The sequence below is a fragment of the Haloferax denitrificans ATCC 35960 genome (genome assembly GCF_000337795.1).
Taxonomy (GTDB): domain Archaea; phylum Halobacteriota; class Halobacteria; order Halobacteriales; family Haloferacaceae; genus Haloferax; species Haloferax denitrificans.
The window spans coordinates 268,231-287,828 of record NZ_AOLP01000009.1; the positions used below are offsets into that span (position 1 = coordinate 268,231).

Annotated in this window: 22 protein-coding genes; 16 read left to right on the forward strand and 6 right to left on the reverse strand. The window is 68.5% G+C overall.

Translation table 11 applies throughout. From position 1 onward, the window contains the following. Positions 1-80 precede the first annotated feature (80 nt). Together C438_RS08450 and rpiA are read left to right on the forward strand one after the other, a co-directional pair. A complete protein-coding gene (locus tag C438_RS08450) occupies positions 81-1,205 on the forward strand; it encodes an ORC1-type DNA replication protein (protein ID WP_004968942.1) in 1,125 nt (374 codons plus the stop codon). Between the two features lie 60 nt (positions 1,206-1,265). Then, positions 1,266-1,958 carry a ribose-5-phosphate isomerase RpiA gene (gene rpiA, locus C438_RS08455; protein ID WP_004968943.1) on the forward strand — a complete coding sequence of 231 codons (693 nt, stop codon included), beginning with the start codon at positions 1,266-1,268 and terminating at the stop codon, positions 1,956-1,958. Between the two features lie 144 nt (positions 1,959-2,102). Here rpiA and C438_RS08460 read toward each other — a convergent pair whose 3' ends face one another. Then, entirely contained in the window at positions 2,103-2,270 is a 168-nt protein-coding gene (locus tag C438_RS08460; protein ID WP_004045310.1) for a DUF1931 family protein, read from the reverse strand. Positions 2,271-2,454: 184 nt separating this feature from the next. Between C438_RS08460 and larB the strand changes: the two genes are divergently transcribed. The 4 genes from larB to C438_RS08475 all read left to right on the forward strand — a co-directional run bounded on the left by larB (position 2,455) and on the right by C438_RS08475 (position 5,362). Then, positions 2,455-3,216, forward strand: coding sequence for a nickel pincer cofactor biosynthesis protein LarB (gene larB / locus C438_RS08465; RefSeq protein ID WP_004968944.1), 762 nt, complete (start codon positions 2,455-2,457; stop codon positions 3,214-3,216). A 146-nt stretch (positions 3,217-3,362) separates the two neighbouring features. Continuing rightward, positions 3,363-3,512 (forward strand): DUF7563 family protein, encoded by a 150-nt coding sequence (locus C438_RS20325; protein WP_187367346.1) that lies wholly within the window; start codon positions 3,363-3,365, stop codon positions 3,510-3,512. 94 nt (positions 3,513-3,606) lie between these two features. Beyond that, complete coding sequence (locus C438_RS08470) at positions 3,607-3,846, forward strand: GIY-YIG nuclease family protein (protein ID WP_004968945.1); 240 nt, start codon at positions 3,607-3,609, stop codon at positions 3,844-3,846. 142 nt (positions 3,847-3,988) lie between these two features. Beyond that, positions 3,989-5,362 carry a phosphoglucomutase/phosphomannomutase family protein gene (locus C438_RS08475; RefSeq protein ID WP_004968946.1) on the forward strand — a complete coding sequence of 458 codons (1,374 nt, stop codon included), beginning with the start codon at positions 3,989-3,991 and terminating at the stop codon, positions 5,360-5,362. 11 nt (positions 5,363-5,373) lie between these two features. Here C438_RS08475 and C438_RS08480 read toward each other — a convergent pair whose 3' ends face one another. From C438_RS08480 to samp2, 3 genes are all read right to left on the reverse strand, one after another. Further along, positions 5,374-5,754 carry a DUF7344 domain-containing protein gene (locus C438_RS08480; RefSeq protein ID WP_004968948.1) on the reverse strand — a complete coding sequence of 127 codons (381 nt, stop codon included), beginning with the start codon at positions 5,752-5,754 and terminating at the stop codon, positions 5,374-5,376. A gap of 81 nt (positions 5,755-5,835) precedes the next feature. After that, the gene (locus C438_RS08485; RefSeq protein WP_004968949.1) at positions 5,836-6,276 is read right to left on the reverse strand and encodes a GNAT family N-acetyltransferase; all 441 of its coding nucleotides are present in this window, start codon (positions 6,274-6,276) and stop codon (positions 5,836-5,838) included. Positions 6,277-6,283: 7 nt separating this feature from the next. Beyond that, entirely contained in the window at positions 6,284-6,484 is a 201-nt protein-coding gene (samp2, locus tag C438_RS08490) for a ubiquitin-like small modifier protein SAMP2 (RefSeq protein WP_004968950.1), read from the reverse strand. A gap of 105 nt (positions 6,485-6,589) precedes the next feature. Between samp2 and C438_RS08495 the strand changes: the two genes are divergently transcribed. Further along, positions 6,590-7,573, forward strand: a complete 984-nt coding sequence (locus tag C438_RS08495) for a replication factor C small subunit (protein WP_004968951.1) — start codon at positions 6,590-6,592, stop codon at positions 7,571-7,573. Positions 7,574-7,642: 69 nt separating this feature from the next. Here C438_RS08495 and C438_RS08500 read toward each other — a convergent pair whose 3' ends face one another. Together C438_RS08500 and C438_RS08505 are read right to left on the reverse strand one after the other, a co-directional pair. After that, positions 7,643-9,913, reverse strand: a complete 2,271-nt coding sequence (locus C438_RS08500; RefSeq protein WP_004968952.1) for a GAF domain-containing protein — start codon at positions 9,911-9,913, stop codon at positions 7,643-7,645. 147 nt (positions 9,914-10,060) lie between these two features. Continuing rightward, positions 10,061-10,546, reverse strand: coding sequence for a TspO/MBR family protein (locus tag C438_RS08505; protein WP_004968953.1), 486 nt, complete (start codon positions 10,544-10,546; stop codon positions 10,061-10,063). Between the two features lie 122 nt (positions 10,547-10,668). On the opposite strand from C438_RS08505, the gene alaS reads away from it, so the two are divergent. The 9 genes from alaS to C438_RS08550 all read left to right on the forward strand — a co-directional run bounded on the left by alaS (position 10,669) and on the right by C438_RS08550 (position 19,597). After that, entirely contained in the window at positions 10,669-13,437 is a 2,769-nt protein-coding gene (gene alaS, locus C438_RS08510) for an alanine--tRNA ligase (RefSeq protein WP_004968954.1), read from the forward strand. 117 nt (positions 13,438-13,554) lie between these two features. Further along, positions 13,555-14,331, forward strand: coding sequence for an alpha/beta fold hydrolase (locus tag C438_RS08515; protein ID WP_004968955.1), 777 nt, complete (start codon positions 13,555-13,557; stop codon positions 14,329-14,331). A 124-nt stretch (positions 14,332-14,455) separates the two neighbouring features. Then, positions 14,456-15,169, forward strand: a complete 714-nt coding sequence (locus C438_RS08520) for a type 1 glutamine amidotransferase (protein WP_004968956.1) — start codon at positions 14,456-14,458, stop codon at positions 15,167-15,169. Positions 15,170-15,309: 140 nt separating this feature from the next. Continuing rightward, on the forward strand, positions 15,310-16,473 hold the full coding sequence (locus tag C438_RS08525) for an acyl-CoA dehydrogenase family protein (protein ID WP_004968957.1): 1,164 nt from the start codon (positions 15,310-15,312) through the stop codon (positions 16,471-16,473). A gap of 108 nt (positions 16,474-16,581) precedes the next feature. Beyond that, a complete protein-coding gene (locus tag C438_RS08530) occupies positions 16,582-16,872 on the forward strand; it encodes a DUF7853 family protein (protein ID WP_004968958.1) in 291 nt (96 codons plus the stop codon). Positions 16,873-17,097: 225 nt separating this feature from the next. Beyond that, complete coding sequence (locus tag C438_RS08535; protein WP_004045325.1) at positions 17,098-17,421, forward strand: 4Fe-4S dicluster domain-containing protein; 324 nt, start codon at positions 17,098-17,100, stop codon at positions 17,419-17,421. A 44-nt stretch (positions 17,422-17,465) separates the two neighbouring features. Then, a complete protein-coding gene (locus tag C438_RS08540; protein ID WP_004065539.1) occupies positions 17,466-17,840 on the forward strand; it encodes a VOC family protein in 375 nt (124 codons plus the stop codon). Positions 17,841-17,960: 120 nt separating this feature from the next. After that, positions 17,961-18,413, forward strand: a complete 453-nt coding sequence (locus C438_RS08545; RefSeq protein ID WP_004968959.1) for a ferritin-like domain-containing protein — start codon at positions 17,961-17,963, stop codon at positions 18,411-18,413. Positions 18,414-18,634: 221 nt separating this feature from the next. Beyond that, the gene (locus C438_RS08550) at positions 18,635-19,597 is read left to right on the forward strand and encodes an L-lactate dehydrogenase (protein WP_004968960.1); all 963 of its coding nucleotides are present in this window, start codon (positions 18,635-18,637) and stop codon (positions 19,595-19,597) included. Position 19,598: the final 1 nt, after the last annotated feature.

A 19,598-nucleotide genomic window follows, 5' to 3' on the forward strand; every position in this document is an offset into this window, starting at 1 on the left:
AGCGAGCCGACGCCCGTCTGTCCCCCGTCGGACGCCGGCGCGGTAAACGATTAAGTCCCCCGCGCGTGGTACTTCACTCGATGAGGGAGGACCCCGAAGAGGGGATGCTGTCGTGGGACGAGACGGTGTTCCGCGACGAACACGTCTTCGAAATCGACCACGTTCCGGAGACGTTCAACCACCGCGAGAGCCAACTGCGGAGCCTGAAGTACGCGCTTCGGCCCGCGGTCCGCGGCTCTCGCCCCCTGAACACGATGGTGCGTGGTCCGCCGGGGACGGGCAAGACCACCGCGGTCCAGAAGCTGTTCGGCGAGTTGGGCACGCAGTCGGGCGTCCGGACCGTCCGGGTGAACTGCCAGGTCGACTCGACGCGCTACGCGGTGTTCTCGCGGGTCTTCGAGCACATCTTCGAGTACGAACCCCCGTCGTCGGGTATCTCGTTCAAGAAGCTGTTCGGCCAGATAACCGACCGCCTCGTCGAGGACGACGAGGTGCTCGTCGTCGCGCTCGACGACGTGAACTACCTGTTTTACGAGAACGAGGCCTCCGACACGCTCTACTCGCTGTTGCGCGCCCACGAGGCGCACTCCGGCGCGCGCATCGGCGTCATCATCATCTCGTCGGACCTCTCGCTCGACGTCATCGACGAACTCGACGGGCGCGTCCAGAGCGTCTTCCGGCCCGAGGAGGTGTTCTTCCCCCGCTACGACGTGGACGAAATCGTCGACATCCTCCGCGGCCGGTCGAAGCGCGGCTTCCACGAGGACGTCATCGGCACGCCCGAACTCGACCAAGTCGCGGAGTTCACCGCCGACAGCGGCGACCTCCGGGTCGGCATCGACCTGCTCCGCCGCGCCGGTCTCCACGCCGAGATGCGCGCCTCCCGCACCGTCGACATGGAGGACGTGGAGGCGGCCTACGACAAGTCGAAGTACGTCCACCTCTCGCGGTGTCTGCAGGGGCTTTCGGACCCCGAACGCGAGCTCGTCCGGGTCGTCGCCGAGTACGACGGCGAGCGCGCCGGCGAGGTTTACGAGGCGTTCAACGAGGAGACCGGTCTCGGTTACACGCGCTACTCCGAGCTCGTGAACAAACTGGACCAACTGGGCGTCATCGAGGCGCGCTACACCGAAATCGAGGGACGGGGTCGGACCCGCGCCATCTCGCTCGCCTACGACGCGGACGCCGTCTTGGACCGCCTCTGAGGGCGTCTCGCCCGCCCCGTTTCAGGACCATTTTTACTCGCCGGCCGAGTCGGCTGAGCCATGAAGACTACCGGCGGAACCGACGCGCAGAAGCGCCGAGCCGCGGCCGCGGCGGTCGAAGCGGTCGAAAACGGGACCGTCGTCGGCCTCGGAACCGGCAGTACCACCGCGTTCGCCATCCGCGCCATCGGCGACCGCGTCGCCGACGGCCTCGACGTTCGGGGCGTCCCGACCTCCTTCGCGGCCCGCGAACTCGCCCGCGAGTGCGGCATCCCCGTCGCCGACCTCGACGAAGTCGACGCCATCGACCTCGCTATCGACGGGGCCGACGAGGTGGCGACGACCGACGGCGCGCTCGTCAAGGGCGGCGGCGCGGCCCACGCCCGCGAGAAAGTGGTCGACGCCTTCGCCGACCGGTTCCTCGTCGTCGCGGACCCCTCGAAGACCGCCGAAACGCTCTCGCACGCCGTCCCCATCGAGGTGCTCCCGTCGGCGCGGACGACCGTCTCAGCGGGCGTCTCGGACCTCGGCGGCGAGGCGACGCTCCGCCGCGCCGAGCGCAAGGACGGCCCCGTCGTCACCGACAACGGGAACCTCGTTCTCGACTGCGACTTCGGCGCGGTTTCGGACCCCGAGTCGCTCGCGACCGACCTCGCGTCGCTCCCCGGCGCGGTCGAACACGGCCTGTTCGTCGGCCTCGCGGACGCGGTCTACGTCGGCACCGACGACGGCGTCGACGTCACCGAATACTGACTCGATTGGTCCGGCGCTCGAACGGACCTGCGGCAGACCGGGTGGTCCGGCGCTCGAACGGACACCGCCGACAGACTCGATTTGCGGGACACAGCCGGCGCTCACCGGCCGGCGATAAAAGAACGAGAGGTCTAAAGACCGAGTTTACAGGTCGCGGGGCTGGACCGTCTTACGGTCGTTCTGCTCAGCGCGGCGAGCAGCGTCTTCGAGAAGCTCCTTGACTTCCTCGTCGAGAGCGTCGTAGAAGTCCGAGGCCACGTTCTTGTCCTTGAGCGCTTCCTTGACGGCTGCCTTGACAATGAGGTCTGCCATACAGAATGTCCTACCGATTCTCCTTTAATAAACTTTCCTATATTGGACGTTAATACCGCCGGATTTGGGGGTTATGGCGCTTCTATGAGGACGGATTTATCGGGAACAATCTCCACTTATATATGCTTTATCCTCGCGAGGGCGGAACGACGGGTATGAGTACGCCTCGGGCCAACGTGCGGCCATGCGCGACATCTTGGAGGCGGTCGCGGACGGTTCGCTCTCGCCCGCCGAGGCCGAGGTACGACTCTCCGGGTACGCGACGACCGACGCCGGGCGGTTCGACGCCGCCAGAGAGACGCGGCGCGGCGTCCCCGAAGCGATTCTGGCAGAGGGAAAAACCCCCGACGAGACGGCGACGCTGGCCGTCGCGGCGGTCGAGACCAGCGGTCGGGCGCTCGTCACCCGGGCAGACACCGCCCACGCCGAGGCCGTCGCCGACGCCCTCCCGGACGCCGACATCGACCGCGACGCCCGGGCGAAGACAATCGTCGCGGCCGCGCCGGAGTTCGAGCGCCCCGACCTCGACGCGACCGTCGCCATCGCCACCGGCGGCACCTCCGACGCCGAGGCCGCGGGCGAGGCGGCCGCCGTCCTCCGCGAGATGGGCGCGGACGTCGAGCGAATCGAGGACGTGGGCGTCGCCCACCTCGGCCGCGTGCTCGACCACCTCGACACGCTCCGCGAGGCCGACGTGGTCGTCGTCGCCGCCGGCCGCGAAGGCGCGCTTCCGACCGTCGTCGCCGGTCTCGTCGATACGCCGGTCATCGGCCTCCCCGTCTCGACGGGCTACGGCCACGGCGGCGACGGCGAGGCCGCCGTCCTCGGGATGCTCCAGTCGTGTACCGTCCTCTCCACGGTGAACGTCGACGCCGGCTACATCGCCGGCGCGCAGGCCGGACTCATCGCCCGCGCGGTCGCCGACGCCCGCGACGCCGACGCCTGACTGGGCGCTGTAGACACGCCTGAACGGCGGCAGTTGTCCCTCCGTGGTCGTGCGCGATTTCGCGTGCGTACGCACACGCGCGAAGCCCTCATATGGGTGGGGTACCGTGTAACATACACCGGCTCGGTGGCTGCCGGACCGCAACAATGCCAGTCTGTGACCACTGCGGGTCACACGTCTCCGAGCGCTTCGCACGCGTGTTCGCCGACAAGGACGGTCAGGTTCTCGCCTGCCCCAACTGCTCGGCGAACGCGGGTATCGCGGAGGTCGCTCGACAGCGTGCCCGCACTGCATGACCACTGAAGCGACAAAAGACCACCACGCGAAGCCAACTCCTCGTGCGCGAGGTCGGGCGCAGGGTTCATACCCGCGCCCCTGAACCACTCTCTCGTGCACTTCGTCTACGTCATCGAGTGTAGCGACGGCTCGCTGTACACCGGATACACGACCGACGTGGAGCGACGCGTCGCGGAGCACGAAGCCGGCGAGGGCGCGAAGTACACCCGCGGCCGGACCCCGGTCGAACTCGTCCACGTCGAGGAGTTCGACTCGAAGTCGGCCGCGATGTCCCGCGAGTACGAGATTAAACAGCTCCGCCGCCGGGAGAAACAACGCCTCGTCGAGTCGTGAGCGCGTCGGAGCCGCGTCGTGGTCGCGTCGCGGTCGCGGTCGCGGTTCTCGCCGGGTCCTTCCACTGTCGCCCCGCCGAGATGTGCCCCGAATCTGTTCGCTCGTAACGTAGTTTTTTGCCCCGCCGCGGAGTGGTGCGCGTATGGACGAAATCTCATTCGGGACCGACGGGTGGCGCGCCACGCTGGACACCTTCACCGACGACCGCGTCCGCGTCGTCGGACAGGCCGTCGCCGACTACCTCGCCGACGAGGGCTTCACCGCGCCGGTGCTCGTCGGCTACGACGCCCGCGAGACCTCCCCCGGCTTCGCGGAGTCGCTCGCGGAGGTCGTCGCCGGCAACGGCTTCGACGTGCTCCTGCCGGAGCGTGACTGCCCGACCCCGCTCGTCGCCTACGCCATCGCCGAGCGCGGCCTCTCGGGGGCGCTCATGGTCACGGCCTCGCACAACCCGCCGGAGTACAACGGCGTCAAGTTCATCCCCTCGGACGGCGCGCCGGCGCTCCCCGACGTGACCGACGCGGTCGCCGAGCGACTCGCCGAACCGGACCTCCTGCCCGAGTCCGAGCGCGGCACCATCGAGCGCGTCGACGTGGTCTCGCCGCACGCCGACCACGCGATGGACCTCGTCGGCGACGACCTCTCGGACCTCACGGTCGTCTACGACGCCATGCACGGAAGCGGTCGCGGCGTCACCGACGCGCTCCTCGAAGCCGCCGGCGCGGAGGTCGTTCGCCTCCGGTGTGAACGCGACGCCGACTTCGGCGGCATCTCGCCGGAACCCTCCGCGGAGAACCTCGGCGGCCTCGCCGAGGCGATGGCCGAACACGACGCCGACCTCGGGGTCGCCAACGACGGCGACGCCGACCGCATCGGCATCGCCACGCCCGACCGGGGCGTCCTCGACGAGAACCTCTTTTTCGCCGCCGTCTACGACTACCTGCTCGAATCGGACGCCGGACCGGCCATCCGGACCGTCTCGACCACGTTCCTCATCGACCGCATCGCCGAGGCCCACGGCGAGGAGGTGTTCGAGACCGCGGTCGGATTCAAGTGGGTCGCCGACGGCATGCGCGAACACGACGCGCTCATGGGCGGCGAGGAGTCCGGCGGCTTCTCCGTCCGCGGGCACGTCCGGGAGAAGGACGGCGTGCTGATGGGCCTGCTCGCGGCCGCCGCGACCGCCGAGGAGGACTTCGACGCGCGCCTCGACCGCATCGAGGCCGAACACGGCGAAATCGTCGCCGACAAGATAAGCGTCGCCTGCCCCGACTCCGAGAAGGCGCGCGTCATCGACGAGTTGGAGGACGTGCTCCCCGAGACGGTCGCCGGCCGCGACATCGCCAAGGTCGTCACGCTCGACGGCTTCAAACTCCTCTTAGAAGACGGCTCGTGGCTCCTCGTCCGCCCCTCGGGGACGGAGCCGAAGATGCGCGTCTACGCCGAAGCCGGGAGCGAAGACGCGGTCTCGTCGCTCCTCGAAGCCGGCCGCGAACTCGTCGAACCGCTCGTCTGAGCGGACCGCTCTCAGAGCTCTCGTCTCTCTTCTTCGTCGCCGACCGGTCTGACGACCCCGCGGTACGCCGGCGTGAAAAGCGGGAGCGTCTCCGCGTGCTCGGTCAGAAAGACGCCGTCTTCCGCCGACTCAACGAGGTCTGCGGCCTGCAACTTCGGCAGGTGGACGTGGACGATGCCGACCTCCGCCTGCTGGACGACCTGCACGTCCACCTCGTCGGGCGGGAGGTCGGTCGTCCGAACCGCGAGGGCGACCGCGAGGTCCCAGACCGACGCCGGCTCCGACCGGTCGTGAAGATACTCCAGCACGTAGCGGCGCGACGGGTCCGCGAGCGCGTCGAAAACGCGGTCCCAGTCGGTCAGGATACGGTCGCTCCGGTCTCGCTTTGCCATGGGCTTGACTCCCTAGCCCTTGACGACCGGCGGCTAAATCTGTGTCGATTGTTAACGACCCACATTCGGGCGGCGCGGCCGTCACTCGTCGCGCAGGACGCCGCGAAACCGCCTTTCGCCGTCGCCTCGCCCATCTCCACCGTCTCGCTCTTCGATGTCGAATCCGAGCGCCTCGTAGAACGGCCTGACGCCCTCGTCGAAGTCGGCGACGAGACGGCCCCGGCGGTCGAGCGCCGCCCGCACGAGTCGGGTTCCGACGCCCCGGCCGCGGCGGCTCGGCGAGGCGGCCACGGCGTCGATGTAGTCGCCGTCGAGCGCCAGCGCGCCGACGACCCGGCCGGACGCCTCGGCGACGAGGCAGTCGCCGGCGGCCAGTCGGTCGCGGACCTCGCCCGCGTCGGCTTCCAACAGCCCGGCGTCGAACACGCGCATCACGGCCACCAGTTCGTCGGGGTCGCCCTCGCGGACTGTGGTTGCGTCGCCGACGCCGTCGGTCGCACGGCCTCTCTCGGTGTCGTCCATCCGCCGACTACCCGCCCTTGATGAGGCGGAGTATCTGCACGCGGTCGACTTCGACGGGCTGGTCTTCGGGGACGGGGCGGCCGTCGACGAGGACGGTCACCTCGTGGGGGCTGAGGTCCACCGCCCGCACGAGGTCCGCGTAGGTCCCGTCGTCGCCGACGGCGACCTCGCTGGTCTCCTCGCCGACGACCTCGACGGTCACGTTCATGGTCGCTCGTGGGTCGGGCGCGGGTTTCAGTCCGTCGGCTCGGCGTCGGCCGGCGGCGCTCTCCGTCTCGCACGGTTTATGTGCGGGGCGGTCGGTAGAACGGATATGAGCGAGGCCGCGGAGTCGGGCGACGCCCCGGCGGGTCGAGAAATCTGGATAGAGAAGTACCGACCGCAGACGTTCGACGACGTCTACGGACAGGACGACATCGTCGAGCGCCTGCGGAGCTACATCGAGCGCGACGACCTGCCGCACCTCCTGTTCGCGGGGCCGGCGGGCGTCGGCAAGACCACCTCCGCGACGGCCATCGCCCGCGCCATCTACGGCGACGACTGGCGCGGCAACTTCCTCGAACTCAACGCCTCCGACGAGCGCGGCATCGACGTGGTCCGCGACCGCATCAAGAACTTCGCGCGCTCGTCGTTCGGCGGCCACGACTACCGCGTCATCTTCCTCGACGAGGCCGACTCGCTGACGAACGACGCGCAGTCGGCGCTCCGCCGGACGATGGAGCAGTTCTCCGACAACACGCGCTTTATCCTCTCGTGTAACTACTCCTCGAAGATTATCGACCCCATCCAGTCGCGCTGTGCGGTGTTCCGCTTTTCCCCGCTCGGCGACGACGCCGTCGCGGAGCAGGTCCGCGACATCGCCGCGGCCGAGGACATCGAGGTCACGGAGGACGGCCTCGACGCGCTCGTCTACGCCGCCGGCGGCGACATGCGCCGCGCCATCAACTCCCTGCAGGCCGCCGCGACGACCGGCGAAGTCGTCGACGAGGAGGCCGTCTACATGATTACCTCGACCGCCCGCCCCGAGGACATCGAGGAGATGGTCCGGAACGCCATCGACGGCGAGTTCACGGCCGCGCGCAAGCAGTTAGAGACGCTCATCGTCGACACCGGGATGGCCGGCGGCGACATCATCGACCAGCTTCACCGCTCGGTCTGGGAGTTCGACCTCGACGAGCGCGAGGCCGTCCGCCTCATGGAGCGCATCGGCGAGGCCGACTACCGCATCTCGGAGGGCGCGAACGAGCAGGTCCAGCTCGAAGCGCTCCTCGCGTCGCTCGCGCTCTCGCGGAACTGAACGCAGGACACTGCACCGGTCGTTTCGACGCCGCGGTCTCCGGTTTCTCCGCTCGTTTTTACTCGTCCGTCACGCCCGGAACTCGAAGCGTGCGCCGCCCGCCGTCCCCGACGTCACGACGGCCGTCCAGCCGTGGGCCTCGGCGATGGACTCGACGATGGCGAGGCCGTAGCCGATGCCGTCCTCGCCGGTCGTCTCGCCCGGTTCGAACACCTCGTCGCGGCGCTCGGGTTCGATGCCCGGGCCGTCGTCTTCGACGTAGAAGCCGCCGTCGACGCCGCCGACCTCGACGCGCACGTCGCGGCCGCCGTGTTCGACCGCGTTCCGAAACAGGTTCGCCAGCAGTTCGACGAGGCGGTCCTCGTCGGCGTCGACGACGACCGACTGGCAGGTGACCAACTCGGCGTCGGCGGTCTCGGTCGTCGCCCACGCCTGTTTGGCGACCGCCGGGAGGTCGACCCGCTCGGTCTCGTCGACCAGTTGGCCGCGGCGGGCGAGCGACAGCAGGTCGTCGATGAGCTGTTCCATCTGTTCGAGCGCCCGCTCGGCGGTGTCGAACCGCGACTCGTCGCCGGTCTCGCGGGCGAGGTCGAGGTTTCCGCGGGCGACCGAAAGCGGGTTCCGCAGGTCGTGGCTCACGATGTTCGCGAACTCTTCGAGCCGCTCGTTCTGTCGCTCTAGCTCGCTTTCGCGGGTCTTCCGCTCCGTGATGTCGGTGTAGATGGCGTAGCCCGCCCCGCGCTCCTCGCCGGGCGACAGCGGGACCACGTTCAGGATGAACTCGCGGACGCCGCCTTCGGTCCGGCGGCGGACCTCCCCGCGGTAGCTCTCGCCGGCGGCGACGAGGAGTTCGGGGATGGTCTCGTCGGCCCCGGGTTCGGGGACGGGGTCCGGGTCCGGCTCCGGGGGGACGATTCGCCCGAGGAGGTCGCTTCCGACGACGTCGTCGGCGTCGTAGCCGAACGCCGACTGGAACGCCCGGTTCACGTCGCGGACCGTGAGCGCGCCGCCCTCAACGTCGTAGGCGACGGCGGCGTCGGAGACGTGTTCGAACAGCGCCGTCGAGCGGTCGCGCTCGTCTCTGAGCCGCGACTCGGCGCGGATGCGCTCGGCCGTGACCGCGACGTGCGCCATGAGGAGTTCGGTCAGTTCGGCGTCCCGCTCGTCGAACGCGGCGGGCGTGAACGCGGTCGCCTGAAAGACGCCGATGTCGCCGATTGGCACGCTCAGAACGGCGCGGTACATCCGCTTGACCGGCCGCGCCTCGGGGTGGTCGCGCACGTCGTCGGTGATGTTCGTGGTCCCCGACAGGTACACCTCGGCCGCGATGCCGCCGTCGTCGAGCGGGACGCGCTCCGCGCCGTCGGCCGGGGCGTCGGACGAGATGGCCGTCGGGACGATGTGGCCGTCTTCGACGACGCCCACGTAGCTGATGTCGAACTCCAAGATGTCGTCCGTGATTTCGACGGTCCGCTCGAACAGCTCGTCGAGGCTCGTCGCCGCGGCCAGTTCGGTGGCCCCCCGGTGGAGCCGTTCTATCTGCTCGCGGCTCTGTCTGACGGCGGCCTCCGACTCGATGCGGCTTCGCGTCTCCGAGACGTACGACACGAGGAGTTCGGCCAGCGTGAGGTCGGTCTCGTCGTACGCGCCGACCTCGTTGGAGATGGCCTGAAACACCGCGTCGTCGCCCGCGGGCACGCTCAGCGCCGAGCGATACGCGGGGTCGTTGGGGTCGGCTTCCGGGTGGTCGCGCACGTCGTCCACGAGAAACGAGCGTCCGGTCCGGTAGGTCCGCCCGAGCAGGCCCGTCTCGTCGGATATCGGTCCCGTCCCGGCCAGACCGTCGTTGTTGGCGACGACGTAGAACCCCTCGCCGTCGTGGCGGAAAAACGAGGTGTTGTCGAATTCGAGGATGTCCTCGGTGAGTCCGATGGCGCGTTCGTACAGTTCCTCGACCGTCTCGGCGGCGATGAGCTCCGTCGTCCCCTCGTAGAGCCGTTTGAGGCGGTCCCACTCGGGGTCGTTCCTCGGCTCCGCCGCCCGCTCAGCGTCTTCGGCGTCCCCGCTTGCGCCCGCGTCGCCGCCGGACGCGAGCAACCAGCGGACCTGCGATTCGAGCGCGGCGCGGTCGCCGCGTCTGACGTAGGCGTCGAATCGGTCGGGACGGTCGACGGCCTCGGGCGGCACGTCGGTGTACAGCACCGTCGGCACGCCGTCGGGAACCTCCGCGTCGGGGTCCGCGACGACGACGCACGCGGCGTCGCTCGGACCTTTCTCGTCACTCGGTGACGCCACCGTGACCCCGTCGCCGAGGTCGATGCCGTCGAAGTCGTCGTCCACGAAAACCGTTGGGTCCGTCGCGTGCACGGCAGTCTCCCTATCGAACGACAACGAGAACTATAATCGTTGCGGCATGTTTTCAATGAGCAAGAACGCGCCGCGAGCGCTCCGATTCGGCGACGCGGCGCGTTGACCCCGCCGGATTACTCAGTTTAGCGACCAGAAGCCGTAGTTGAGCGCGGCGGCGAAGCACGTCCACAGGAGATAGGGGGCGAGGAGGCCCGCGGCGCGCCGGTCGACGGCGGCGAACTCGCGCATCGTCGCCAGAATCGCCGCGATGAGGACGACGATGACGGCGAGGCCGGCCGCGGGGGACTGCAGTCCGAAGAACGCCGCGGACCACGCGACGTTGACGACGAGGTGGCCGACGAAGACGGCGAGCGCCCGTTCGCGGCGGGGGTGGTCCCGTCGGGAGACGAGCCACGCGGCGACGCCCATCAGGGTGAAAAGCGTCACCCAGACCGGGCCGAACACCCAGTTCGGCGGGGCGAACCGCGGGCGGGCGAGCGTCGCGTACCACGACCCCACGGCGGTGACGGTGAAGACGCTCCCGAGCGCGCCCGCGAGTTGCGCGAGGACGACCCACGCGAGCAGTTCGACCGCCGGTCGCCGCCGGAGTGAAGCGAGTTCCATACCCCTCATTCGCTCGGGAGGGAAAAGAACGACGCGGCCCGTGCGGCCGAAATTGAGGGGAATCGGGCGTCTGCATCCATTTCCCGGAACTGTTTTACCCGACGGTAGACCAGAGTTTGGCAATGAGCGAACTCGAAGCGGAGTACCGCCTCGACTACTTCGAGGAGGAGGGCTTCTACCGGAAGCAATGCCCCGTGACGGGCGTCCACTTCTGGACACGAGACCCCGACCGCGAGACATGCGGCGAACCGCCGGCCGACGACTACACCTTCATCGACAACCCCGGCTTCGACGAGGAGTACACCCTCGAGGAGATGCGCGAGAAGTTCCTCTCGTTTTTCGAGGACCACGACCACGAGCGCATCGACCCCTACCCGGTCGCCGCGAACCGCTGGCGCGACGACGTGCTCTTGACGCAGGCTTCTATCTATGACTTCCAGCCGCTCGTCACGTCCGGCGAGACGCCGCCGCCGGCCAACCCGCTGACCGTCTCCCAGCCCTGTATCCGGATGCAGGACATCGACAACGTGGGCAAGACCGGCCGCCACACGATGGCGTTCGAGATGATGGCCCACCACGCGTTCAACGCCCGCGAGGAGGCCGGCGACAAGTACGCCTACGAGGGCGAGGTCTACTGGAAAGACGAGACGGTCCGCCTCTGCGACGAGTTCTTCGAGTCGCTCGGCGCGGACATCTCCGAAATCACCTACATCGAGGACCCGTGGGTCGGCGGCGGCAACGCCGGTCCCGCCTTCGAAGTCCTCTACCGCGGCGCTGAACTCGCCACCCTCGTCTTCATGTCGATGAAGCAGGACCCCGACGGCGAGTACGAACTCAAGGACGGCAACACCTACTCGCCGATGGACACCTACATCGTCGACACCGGCTACGGGCTCGAACGGTGGACGTGGGTGTCGCAGGGGACGCCGACGGTGTACGAGGCCGTCTACCCCGACATGATAGAGTTCCTGAAGGACAACGTCGGCATCGAGCACACCGACGAGGAGGAGGAACTCATCCACCGCGCGGCGAAGCTCTCGGGCCACCTCGACATCGACGAAATCGACGACCTCGCCACCGCGCGCGCCGGCGTCGCAGGCGAACTCGGCGTCGACGAGGCCGAACTCACCGCGTTGCTCCGCCCGCTCGAAGACATCTACGCCATCGCGGACCACTGCCGCACGCTCGCGTACATGTTCGGCGACGGCATCGTCCCCTCGAACGTCGGGACGGGCTACCTCGCCCGCATGGTCCTCCGGCGCACGAAACGCCTCGTGGACAACCTCGGCGTCGACGCCCCGCTCGACGAGCTCGTGGACATGCAGGCCGAGCGGCTGGACTACCAGAACCGCGACACCATCCGCGACATCGTCCGCAGTGAGGAGCGCAAGTACAGAAAGACGCTCGAACGCGGCTCCCGCAAGGTCCAACAGCTCGCCGACGACTACGCCGACAAGGACGAACCCATCCCGGTCGACGAACTCATCGAGCTGTACGACTCCCACGGCATCCAGCCCGACATGGTGCAGGAAATCGCCGAGGAGCGCGGCGCGACCGTCGACATCCCCGACGACTTCTACTCGCTCGTCGCCGACCGCCACGAGCAGGTCGACGGCGAGGACGAGGCCGAGGAGCGCGACGACCGCCTCGGCGACCTGCCGGCGACGGACAAGCTCTACTACGACGACCAGGAGCGCACCGAGTTCGAGGCCGTCGTCCTCGACGTGTTCGAGCGCGAGGAGGGCTACGACGTGGTCCTCGACCAGACGATGTTCTACCCCGAAGGCGGCGGCCAGCCCGCCGACCACGGCTCGCTCGCCACCGACGACACGACCGTCGAGGTGACCGACGTGCAGATCGTGGGCGACGTGGTGCTCCACCGCACCGACGAGGACCCCGGCAAGGGCGAGTTCGTCCGCGGCCAGCTCGACGCCGAGCGCCGCCGTCGGCTCATGCGCCACCACACGGCGACCCACGTCATCGGCCACGCCATCCGGACGGTCCTCGGCGACCACATCCGGCAGGCCGGCGCGTCGAAGGGCGTCGACCGCTCGCGGCTCGACGTGACCCACTACGAGCGCATCACCCGCGAGGAGGTAAAGCAGATAGAGCGCGTCGCCAACGAAATCGTGATGCGGAACATCCCGGTCAAACAGGAGTGGCCGGACCGCCGCGACGCCGAGAAGAAGTACGGCTTCGACCTCTATCAGGGCGGCATCCCCCCGGGCGAGCAGATTCGCCTCATTCACGTCGGCACCGACGTGCAGGCCTGCGGCGGCACCCACGTCAAGCGCACCGGTGACATCGGGGCCATCAAGGTGCTGACGACGGAGCCGGTTCAGGACGGCGTCGAGCGCGTCGTCTTCGCGGCGGGCGACGCGGCCATCGAGGCAACCCAGCGCACCGAGGACGCGCTGTACGGCGCGGCCGACGTGCTCGACGTGAACCCCACGGACGTGCCCGAGACGGCCGAGCGCTTCTTCACCGAGTGGAAAGAGCGCGGCAAGACCATCGACCGCCTGAAGACGGAGCTCGCCGAGGCGCGCGCCGCGGCCGGCGCGGACGAAATCGACATCGACGGCACGCCCGTCGTCGTCCAGCGCCTCGACGGCGACGCCGACGAGCTTCGCGCGACCGCCAACGCGCTGGTCGAGGAGGGCAAGGTCGCCGTCCTCGGCTCCGCCGCGGGCGGGAGCGCCCAGTTCGTCGTCGGCGTCCCCGACGACGTGGGCATCAACGCCGGGCAGGTCGTCGGCGAACTCGCCGGCAAGGTCGGCGGCGGCGGCGGCGGCCCCGCGGACTTCGCGCAGGGCGGCGGCCCCGACGTGGACGCGCTCGACGACGCGCTCGACGAGGCCCCCGACGTGCTCCGGACGGTCCTGAACGCCTGAGTCGGTCGCGCACCGACCCGCGTTCGCGGTTCGCTTTCGTGTTCGTTTTCGCGTTCGCATTCGCTTTTTCGTCGCCGAGACGGACGCCCTAAGTCGCTCGCCCGCCGAGCCTCCGGTATGCCCACGGCAGTCGCGGACGGGGTCGAACTGTACTACGACAGCGAGGGCGACGGCGAGACGGTCGCCTTCGTCGGCGACGCGGGCTACGGCGCGTGGCAGTGGGGCTGGCAACACGCCGCCGTCGCCGGCCCCTACGAGAGCCTCGTGACCGACCTCCGCGGGGCCGGCCGCTCCGACGCTCCCGCGGGACCGTACTCGGTCGAGACGCTGGTCTCCGACCTCGTGGCCGTCCTCGCGGACGCGAACGTCCGGAAAGCCCACCTCGTCGGGTTCGGTCTCGGCGGACTGGTCGCGCTGGAGGCCGCGCGGACGACGAACCGCGCCCGGAGCCTCACGCTCGTCGGCACCGCCGCCTCCGGGGAGGGCATCGACCCCGAACCGCTCTCTGCCGCGCCCGACGACCCGGCCGCGCTCCGCGAGTCGCTCGCGCCGGCGCTCTCCGAGGCGTTCCGCGCGGAACAGCCCGAGGTGGTCGACCAACTCGTCTCGTGGCGCGGACGCGAGGACGCCGACCCGGAGGCGTGGGCCGCGCAGGCCGCCGCCGTCGCCGACTACGACGCCGGCCCGCTGTACGAGGTGACGGTTCCGACGCTCGTGCTCCACGGCGACGACGACCCGGTCTGGCCGGTCGATGGCGGCCGCGCGCTGGCCGAGGGACTCCCGCGCGGCGAGTTCGAGTCGTTCGCGGGCGCGCGGCACCTCGTCACCGTCGAGCGGTCGCGGCTCGTCAACGACGCGCTCGTCTCCTTTCTCGAATCGGTCGGCGACGACTGAGCGTCGCTCCGGCGCGTTCGCCCCGCGTTCACCCCGTGTTCGCCGCCGCCGTCGCGCTCGCAGATGCCGGCAGTGAGCGGTCCGGGCGCAACTTCTTTAGAGCCCCGCCGATTGTCTCTCCACGATGACTCGCCCGCGACTCGCGTTCTTGGACGCCTCCCACGGCGATTCGAGCACGTCACGAAACTTCAGGCGCGAACTCGACGCCGACCTCGTCGAGTTCGACGTTACCGACGGCCGTCTCCCAGACCACTTCGACTACGACGGCGTCGTTATCAGCGGCTCGTCGTCGTCGGTCTACTGGGACGAGCCGTGGATTCGAAACCTCGTGTCGTGGGTCGCCGACGCCGACGAGCGCGGCGTCCCCCTCTTGGGCGTCTGTTTCGGCCATCAGGTCGTCGCGGCGGCCCTCGGCGGCACCGTCGAGGACATGGGCGAGTTCGAACTCGGCTACAACGAAATCGAGCGCACCCCCCTCGACGACGACGCCGACATCCTCGCCGGTCTCGACGAGCGATTCACCGTCTTCACCTCCCACGGCGACCGGGTGACCGAACTCCCGTCGGGCGCGGACCTCCTCGCCGAAAACGAGTTCGGCGTCCACGCGTTCCGCCGGAACCACGCCTTCGGGGTCCAGTTCCACCCCGAGTACGACACCGACACCGCCGAGACCATCGCCCGGCAGAAGGACTTCCTCCCCGACGAGCGGATTCAGTCGGTCGTCGACGGCATCACGCCGGAGAACTACGCCGCCGCCTGCGAGGCAAAGCGCCTGTTCGACAACTTCGTCGGCTACGTGAACCGGGCGAACGCGGGCGCGGTCGAATCGGCGGCCTGACGGCTCGACTGCCGTCCCGCGGTTCGGAGCCGTCTCTGAATCAGGACCGCCCCGTTTCCGTCTCCGGCTTTTCGACCGTCCGTCTCCGCGAACCTCGACCGAGCGAATCGCTTTTCACCGCGCCGAGCGCAGAAACCATCATGCTCGATTATCTGGAATTGGAGGGCGACCTGACCGGCGAAGAGAAACTCGTCCGCGACGAGGCCCGGCGCTTCGTCGACGAGCAGGTCAAACCCGACATCGGCGAGCACTACGAGGCCGGGACGTTCCCGACCGACCTCATCCCGAAGATGGGCGAACTCGGCTTCTACGCGCCCAACCTCGACGGCTACGGCCTCCCCGGTCTCGGCGAGCGCGCCTACGGCCTCCTGATGCAGGAACTCGAGGCCGGCGACTCCGGCCTCCGGTCGATGGCGAGCGTGCAGGGGTCGCTCGTCATCTACCCCATCCACGCCTACGGCTCCGACGAGCAGAAACAGCGGTGGCTCCCGAAGCTCGGGTCGGGCGAGGCGGTCGGCTGTTTCGGCCTGACCGAACCGCAACACGGTTCCGACCCGTCGGGGATGGAGACCCGCGCGGAACGCGACGCCGACAGCTACGTCCTCAACGGCTCGAAGACGTGGATTACGAACTCGCCCATCGCCGACGTGGCGGTCGTCTGGGCGCGCGACGTGTCGGCGGAGGGGTCGCCGGTCCGCGGGTTCCTCGTCGAGACCGACCGCGACGGGGTGACGACGAACAAAATCGAGGACAAGCTCTCGATGCGCGCGTCGGTCACGGGCGAAATCGGCCTCGACGACGTGCGGGTCCCCGAGGCGGACGTGCTTCCCGGCGTCGAGGGGATGAAGGGGCCGCTTTCGTGTCTCACGCAGGCGCGGTTCGGCATCGCGTGGGGCGTCGTCGGCGCGGCCCGCGACGCCTTCGAGGACGCCCGCCAGTACGCGAAGGACCGCGACCAGTTCGGCGGCCCCATCGCGCGCTTCCAACTCCAGCAGGGCAAGCTCGCGGAGATGGCGACCCAAATCACGAACGCGCAGTTGATGGCTCACCGCCTCGCCGACCTCAAAGAGCGCGGCGACCTGCGACACCAGCAGGTGTCGATGGCGAAGCGCCACAACGTCCGCGTCGCCCGCGAGGTGACCCGAACCGCCCGCGAGATGCTCGGCGGCAACGGCATCACGACGGACTACTCGCCGATGCGCCACATGGAGAACATCGAGACCGTCTACACCTACGAGGGGACCGACGACATCCACACGCTCGTCCTCGGCGCTGACCTGACGGGAATCGAAGCATTCGAGTAGGACTCGGGAGCGGACGCCCCCGGGGCGTTCGCGGTCGTGCGTGACGCATGACAACAGTACACATACATTTATGCCTCCCCGCCCATAGGTTACGATAGAGGCCCCACAATGACCACATCGGCCCAGGACCGTCCGACGGCGCTCGACCTCTCTCGCGAAGAGACGTGGGTCGTCCACGCCGCGTTGCTCGACGCCATCGAGCGGGCGGTCGATGCAGACGAAGAGCCGACGCCGGCCCCCGGCCTGCTCGCGCGGGTCGAGGCCGGCGACGAAGATTTCGACAGCGCCGAACTCGACTATCTCGTAGATGCCCTCCGTACGTATCGGACACAGGCGCCCGCCCGGGACGACCACCACATCTCGCGCGTCCTCGAACACATCGAGGCCGCGCGGGTTTAGTCGCCCGACCGACGTTCGCCCGCTGGTTTCCTTTCGCCGCCGAAGTTCCCGAGCGGCCGGCTTCTTCGGGCCCGTCGCCGACGCGTCCCGGTCGCCTCTCGGTGACCGGCCTCGCCCCGCCCCCCACGACCCTGCCTCCGTTCCCGCCTCGACCCCGATTCCGTCCCCGACTTCTCGCGTCGCCGATGCGGACGTTTTAGTACCCGGTGCGGCCAACGCCCGGCGATGGCTATCGACTCGAACTTCGACCAGAACCGGGAGCGAGCGGGCGAGGAAAACGGCGTCGCCGTCTGGGGACCCGTCGAACCGCCGGAGAAACTCGGCATCCACGGCACCCACGTCGCCGTCGACTACGACATCTGTCTCGCGGACGGCGCGTGTCTCGAAAACTGCCCCGTCGACGTGTTCACGTGGGTCGACACGCCGGACCATCCGGTGAGCGAGAAGAAGGTCGAACCGACCAACGAAGACCAGTGTATCGACTGTATGCTTTGTGTCGACATCTGTCCCGTCGACGCCATCGACGTGGACGCCTCGCGGCAGGCCTGACACGAAGACCAGACGTTATCTCTCCGCGCCGCGTCGCGTCGGCCATGGGTCTCATCCACACCGCCCTCGTCGTCTCGGACATCGACGCCACGCTCGACTTCTACGCCGACCTCGGTCTCGAACGGACCAACGAGTTCGAACTCGACGGCGTCCGGAACGTCTACGTCGGTAGCGACGACACCGACATGGAACTGCAGTTCAAGTACGACCCGACCTCGGCGGCGCGCGTCGAACCCGCCGGTATCGATCACGTCGCGGTCGAGGTCGCCGACGCCGACCGCGCGTTCGAGGACATCGTCGAGGCGCAGTCCCCGGAGGTCGTCAAGCCGCCGGTCGACATCGACCCGGCGAACGCCCGCGCGGCGTTCGTGAAGGACCCCGACGGCTACGTCGTCGAACTCGTCGCGCTCGAAGACTGAACTCCCGCGCCGCCGACCCGCCTCACACGCCGACTTTCGCCGACGCCGACGGGTCGACCGCCCGCCCGACTCGCCGCGGCGAACAGCTATTTGTTGCCAGAGCGTCAATACGAAGTCGCTATGTCCGAGGACGTAACCGCGCTGTTGAAGCGCGCCTATCAGGACGAGATCGAGACGGTGATGAACTACATGACGAACTCTATCGTCCTCGACGGCGTCCGGGCCGAGGAGATAAAGCAGTCCCTCCAGACCGACATCCAAGAGGAACTCACCCACGCGGAGCAACTCGGGAACCGACTGAAGCAACTCGACGAGAAACCGCCGGGCTCCGCGTCCTTCGAGGCACGCCAGCACGACCTCCAGCCGCCGGAGGACAGCACGGACGTGCTCGCCGTCATCAACGGCGTCCTCACGGCCGAGGAGGACGCCATCGAGACCTACCGCGCGCTCATCGACGCGGCGGAGGAGGCCAACGACCCCGTCACCGAGGACCTCGCCGTGACCATCCTCGCCGACGAGGAGGCCCACCGGACCGAGTTCCGCGGCTTCAAGAAAGAGTACGACCGCGAATAAGCCTACCAGCCCCCGACGCCGCAGACGCCGTCGTCACCGACGAGCGACCCGCCGCTCGCTGTCGTCCTCGCCCGTTGGTGACCCCAACGATTTTTCACTTTTTCAACGAATATGTCATGATAGATCCGTATCTAACAAACTATCATCTATTACAAAAATAGTACTCCCAGTTCTTCGAAATAGGGGTTTGTTTTTATCAATTCGTCGCTCGAACGACCGGTATGAGCACTGAACGCGGCAAGGGTACGGTCGCGGTGGTCGGCGGCGCCGGCGCAGTCGGGTCGAGCACGGCGTTCGCGCTGATGGAGAGCAGTCTCGTGGGCGAAATCATCCTCGTCGATATCGCCGAAGAGCGCGTCGAAGGCGAGGCGATGGACCTCAACCACGGGTCGTACTTCACGTCGCCGGTCCGCGTGCGGACGGGCGACTACGAGGACTGCTGGGACGCCGACGTGGTCATCGTCACCGCCGGCGCCAGCCAGAAACCGGACGAGACTCGCCTCGACCTGATGGAGCGGAACGCCGACATCTTCGCAGACATGATTCCGCAGATTACCGAGGGGCTGAACGACGACGCCGTGATGCTCATCGTCACCAACCCCGTCGACGTGCTGTCGTACGTCACGTGGAAGGTGTCGGACCTGCCGGCCGAGCGCGTCATCGGCTCGGGAACCGTCCTCGACACGTCGCGGTTCCGCCATTCGCTCAGCCGCGAGTTCGACCTCGACCCGGCGAACGTCCACGCCTACGTCGTCGGCGAGCACGGCGACAGCGAGGTGCTCGTCTGGAGTTCGGCGAACCTCGGCGGCATCCCGTTCGTGTCGTACGCCACCAGCCACGGCGTCGACGACGTCGACGCGCTCAAAGCCCGCGTCGAAGAGGAGGTGCGCGAGGCCGCCTACGAGATTATCGAACGCAAGGAGCGGACGAACTACGGCGTCGCGCGCTCGGTGGCCGCGACCACGGAACGCATCCTCGGCGACGACAACTCCATCCTCACCGTCTCGACGCTCGTCTCGGGCGAACACGGCATCGACGACGTCTACATGAGCCTCCCGTGTACCGTCAACCAAGGCGGCGTCCGCGACGTCCACGAGTTCGACCTCTCGGCGGACGAGACGGCGGCGCTCCGGGAGTCGGCGGACGTCATCCGCGAGTCCATCGAGCGGTTGGACCTACAGTAAA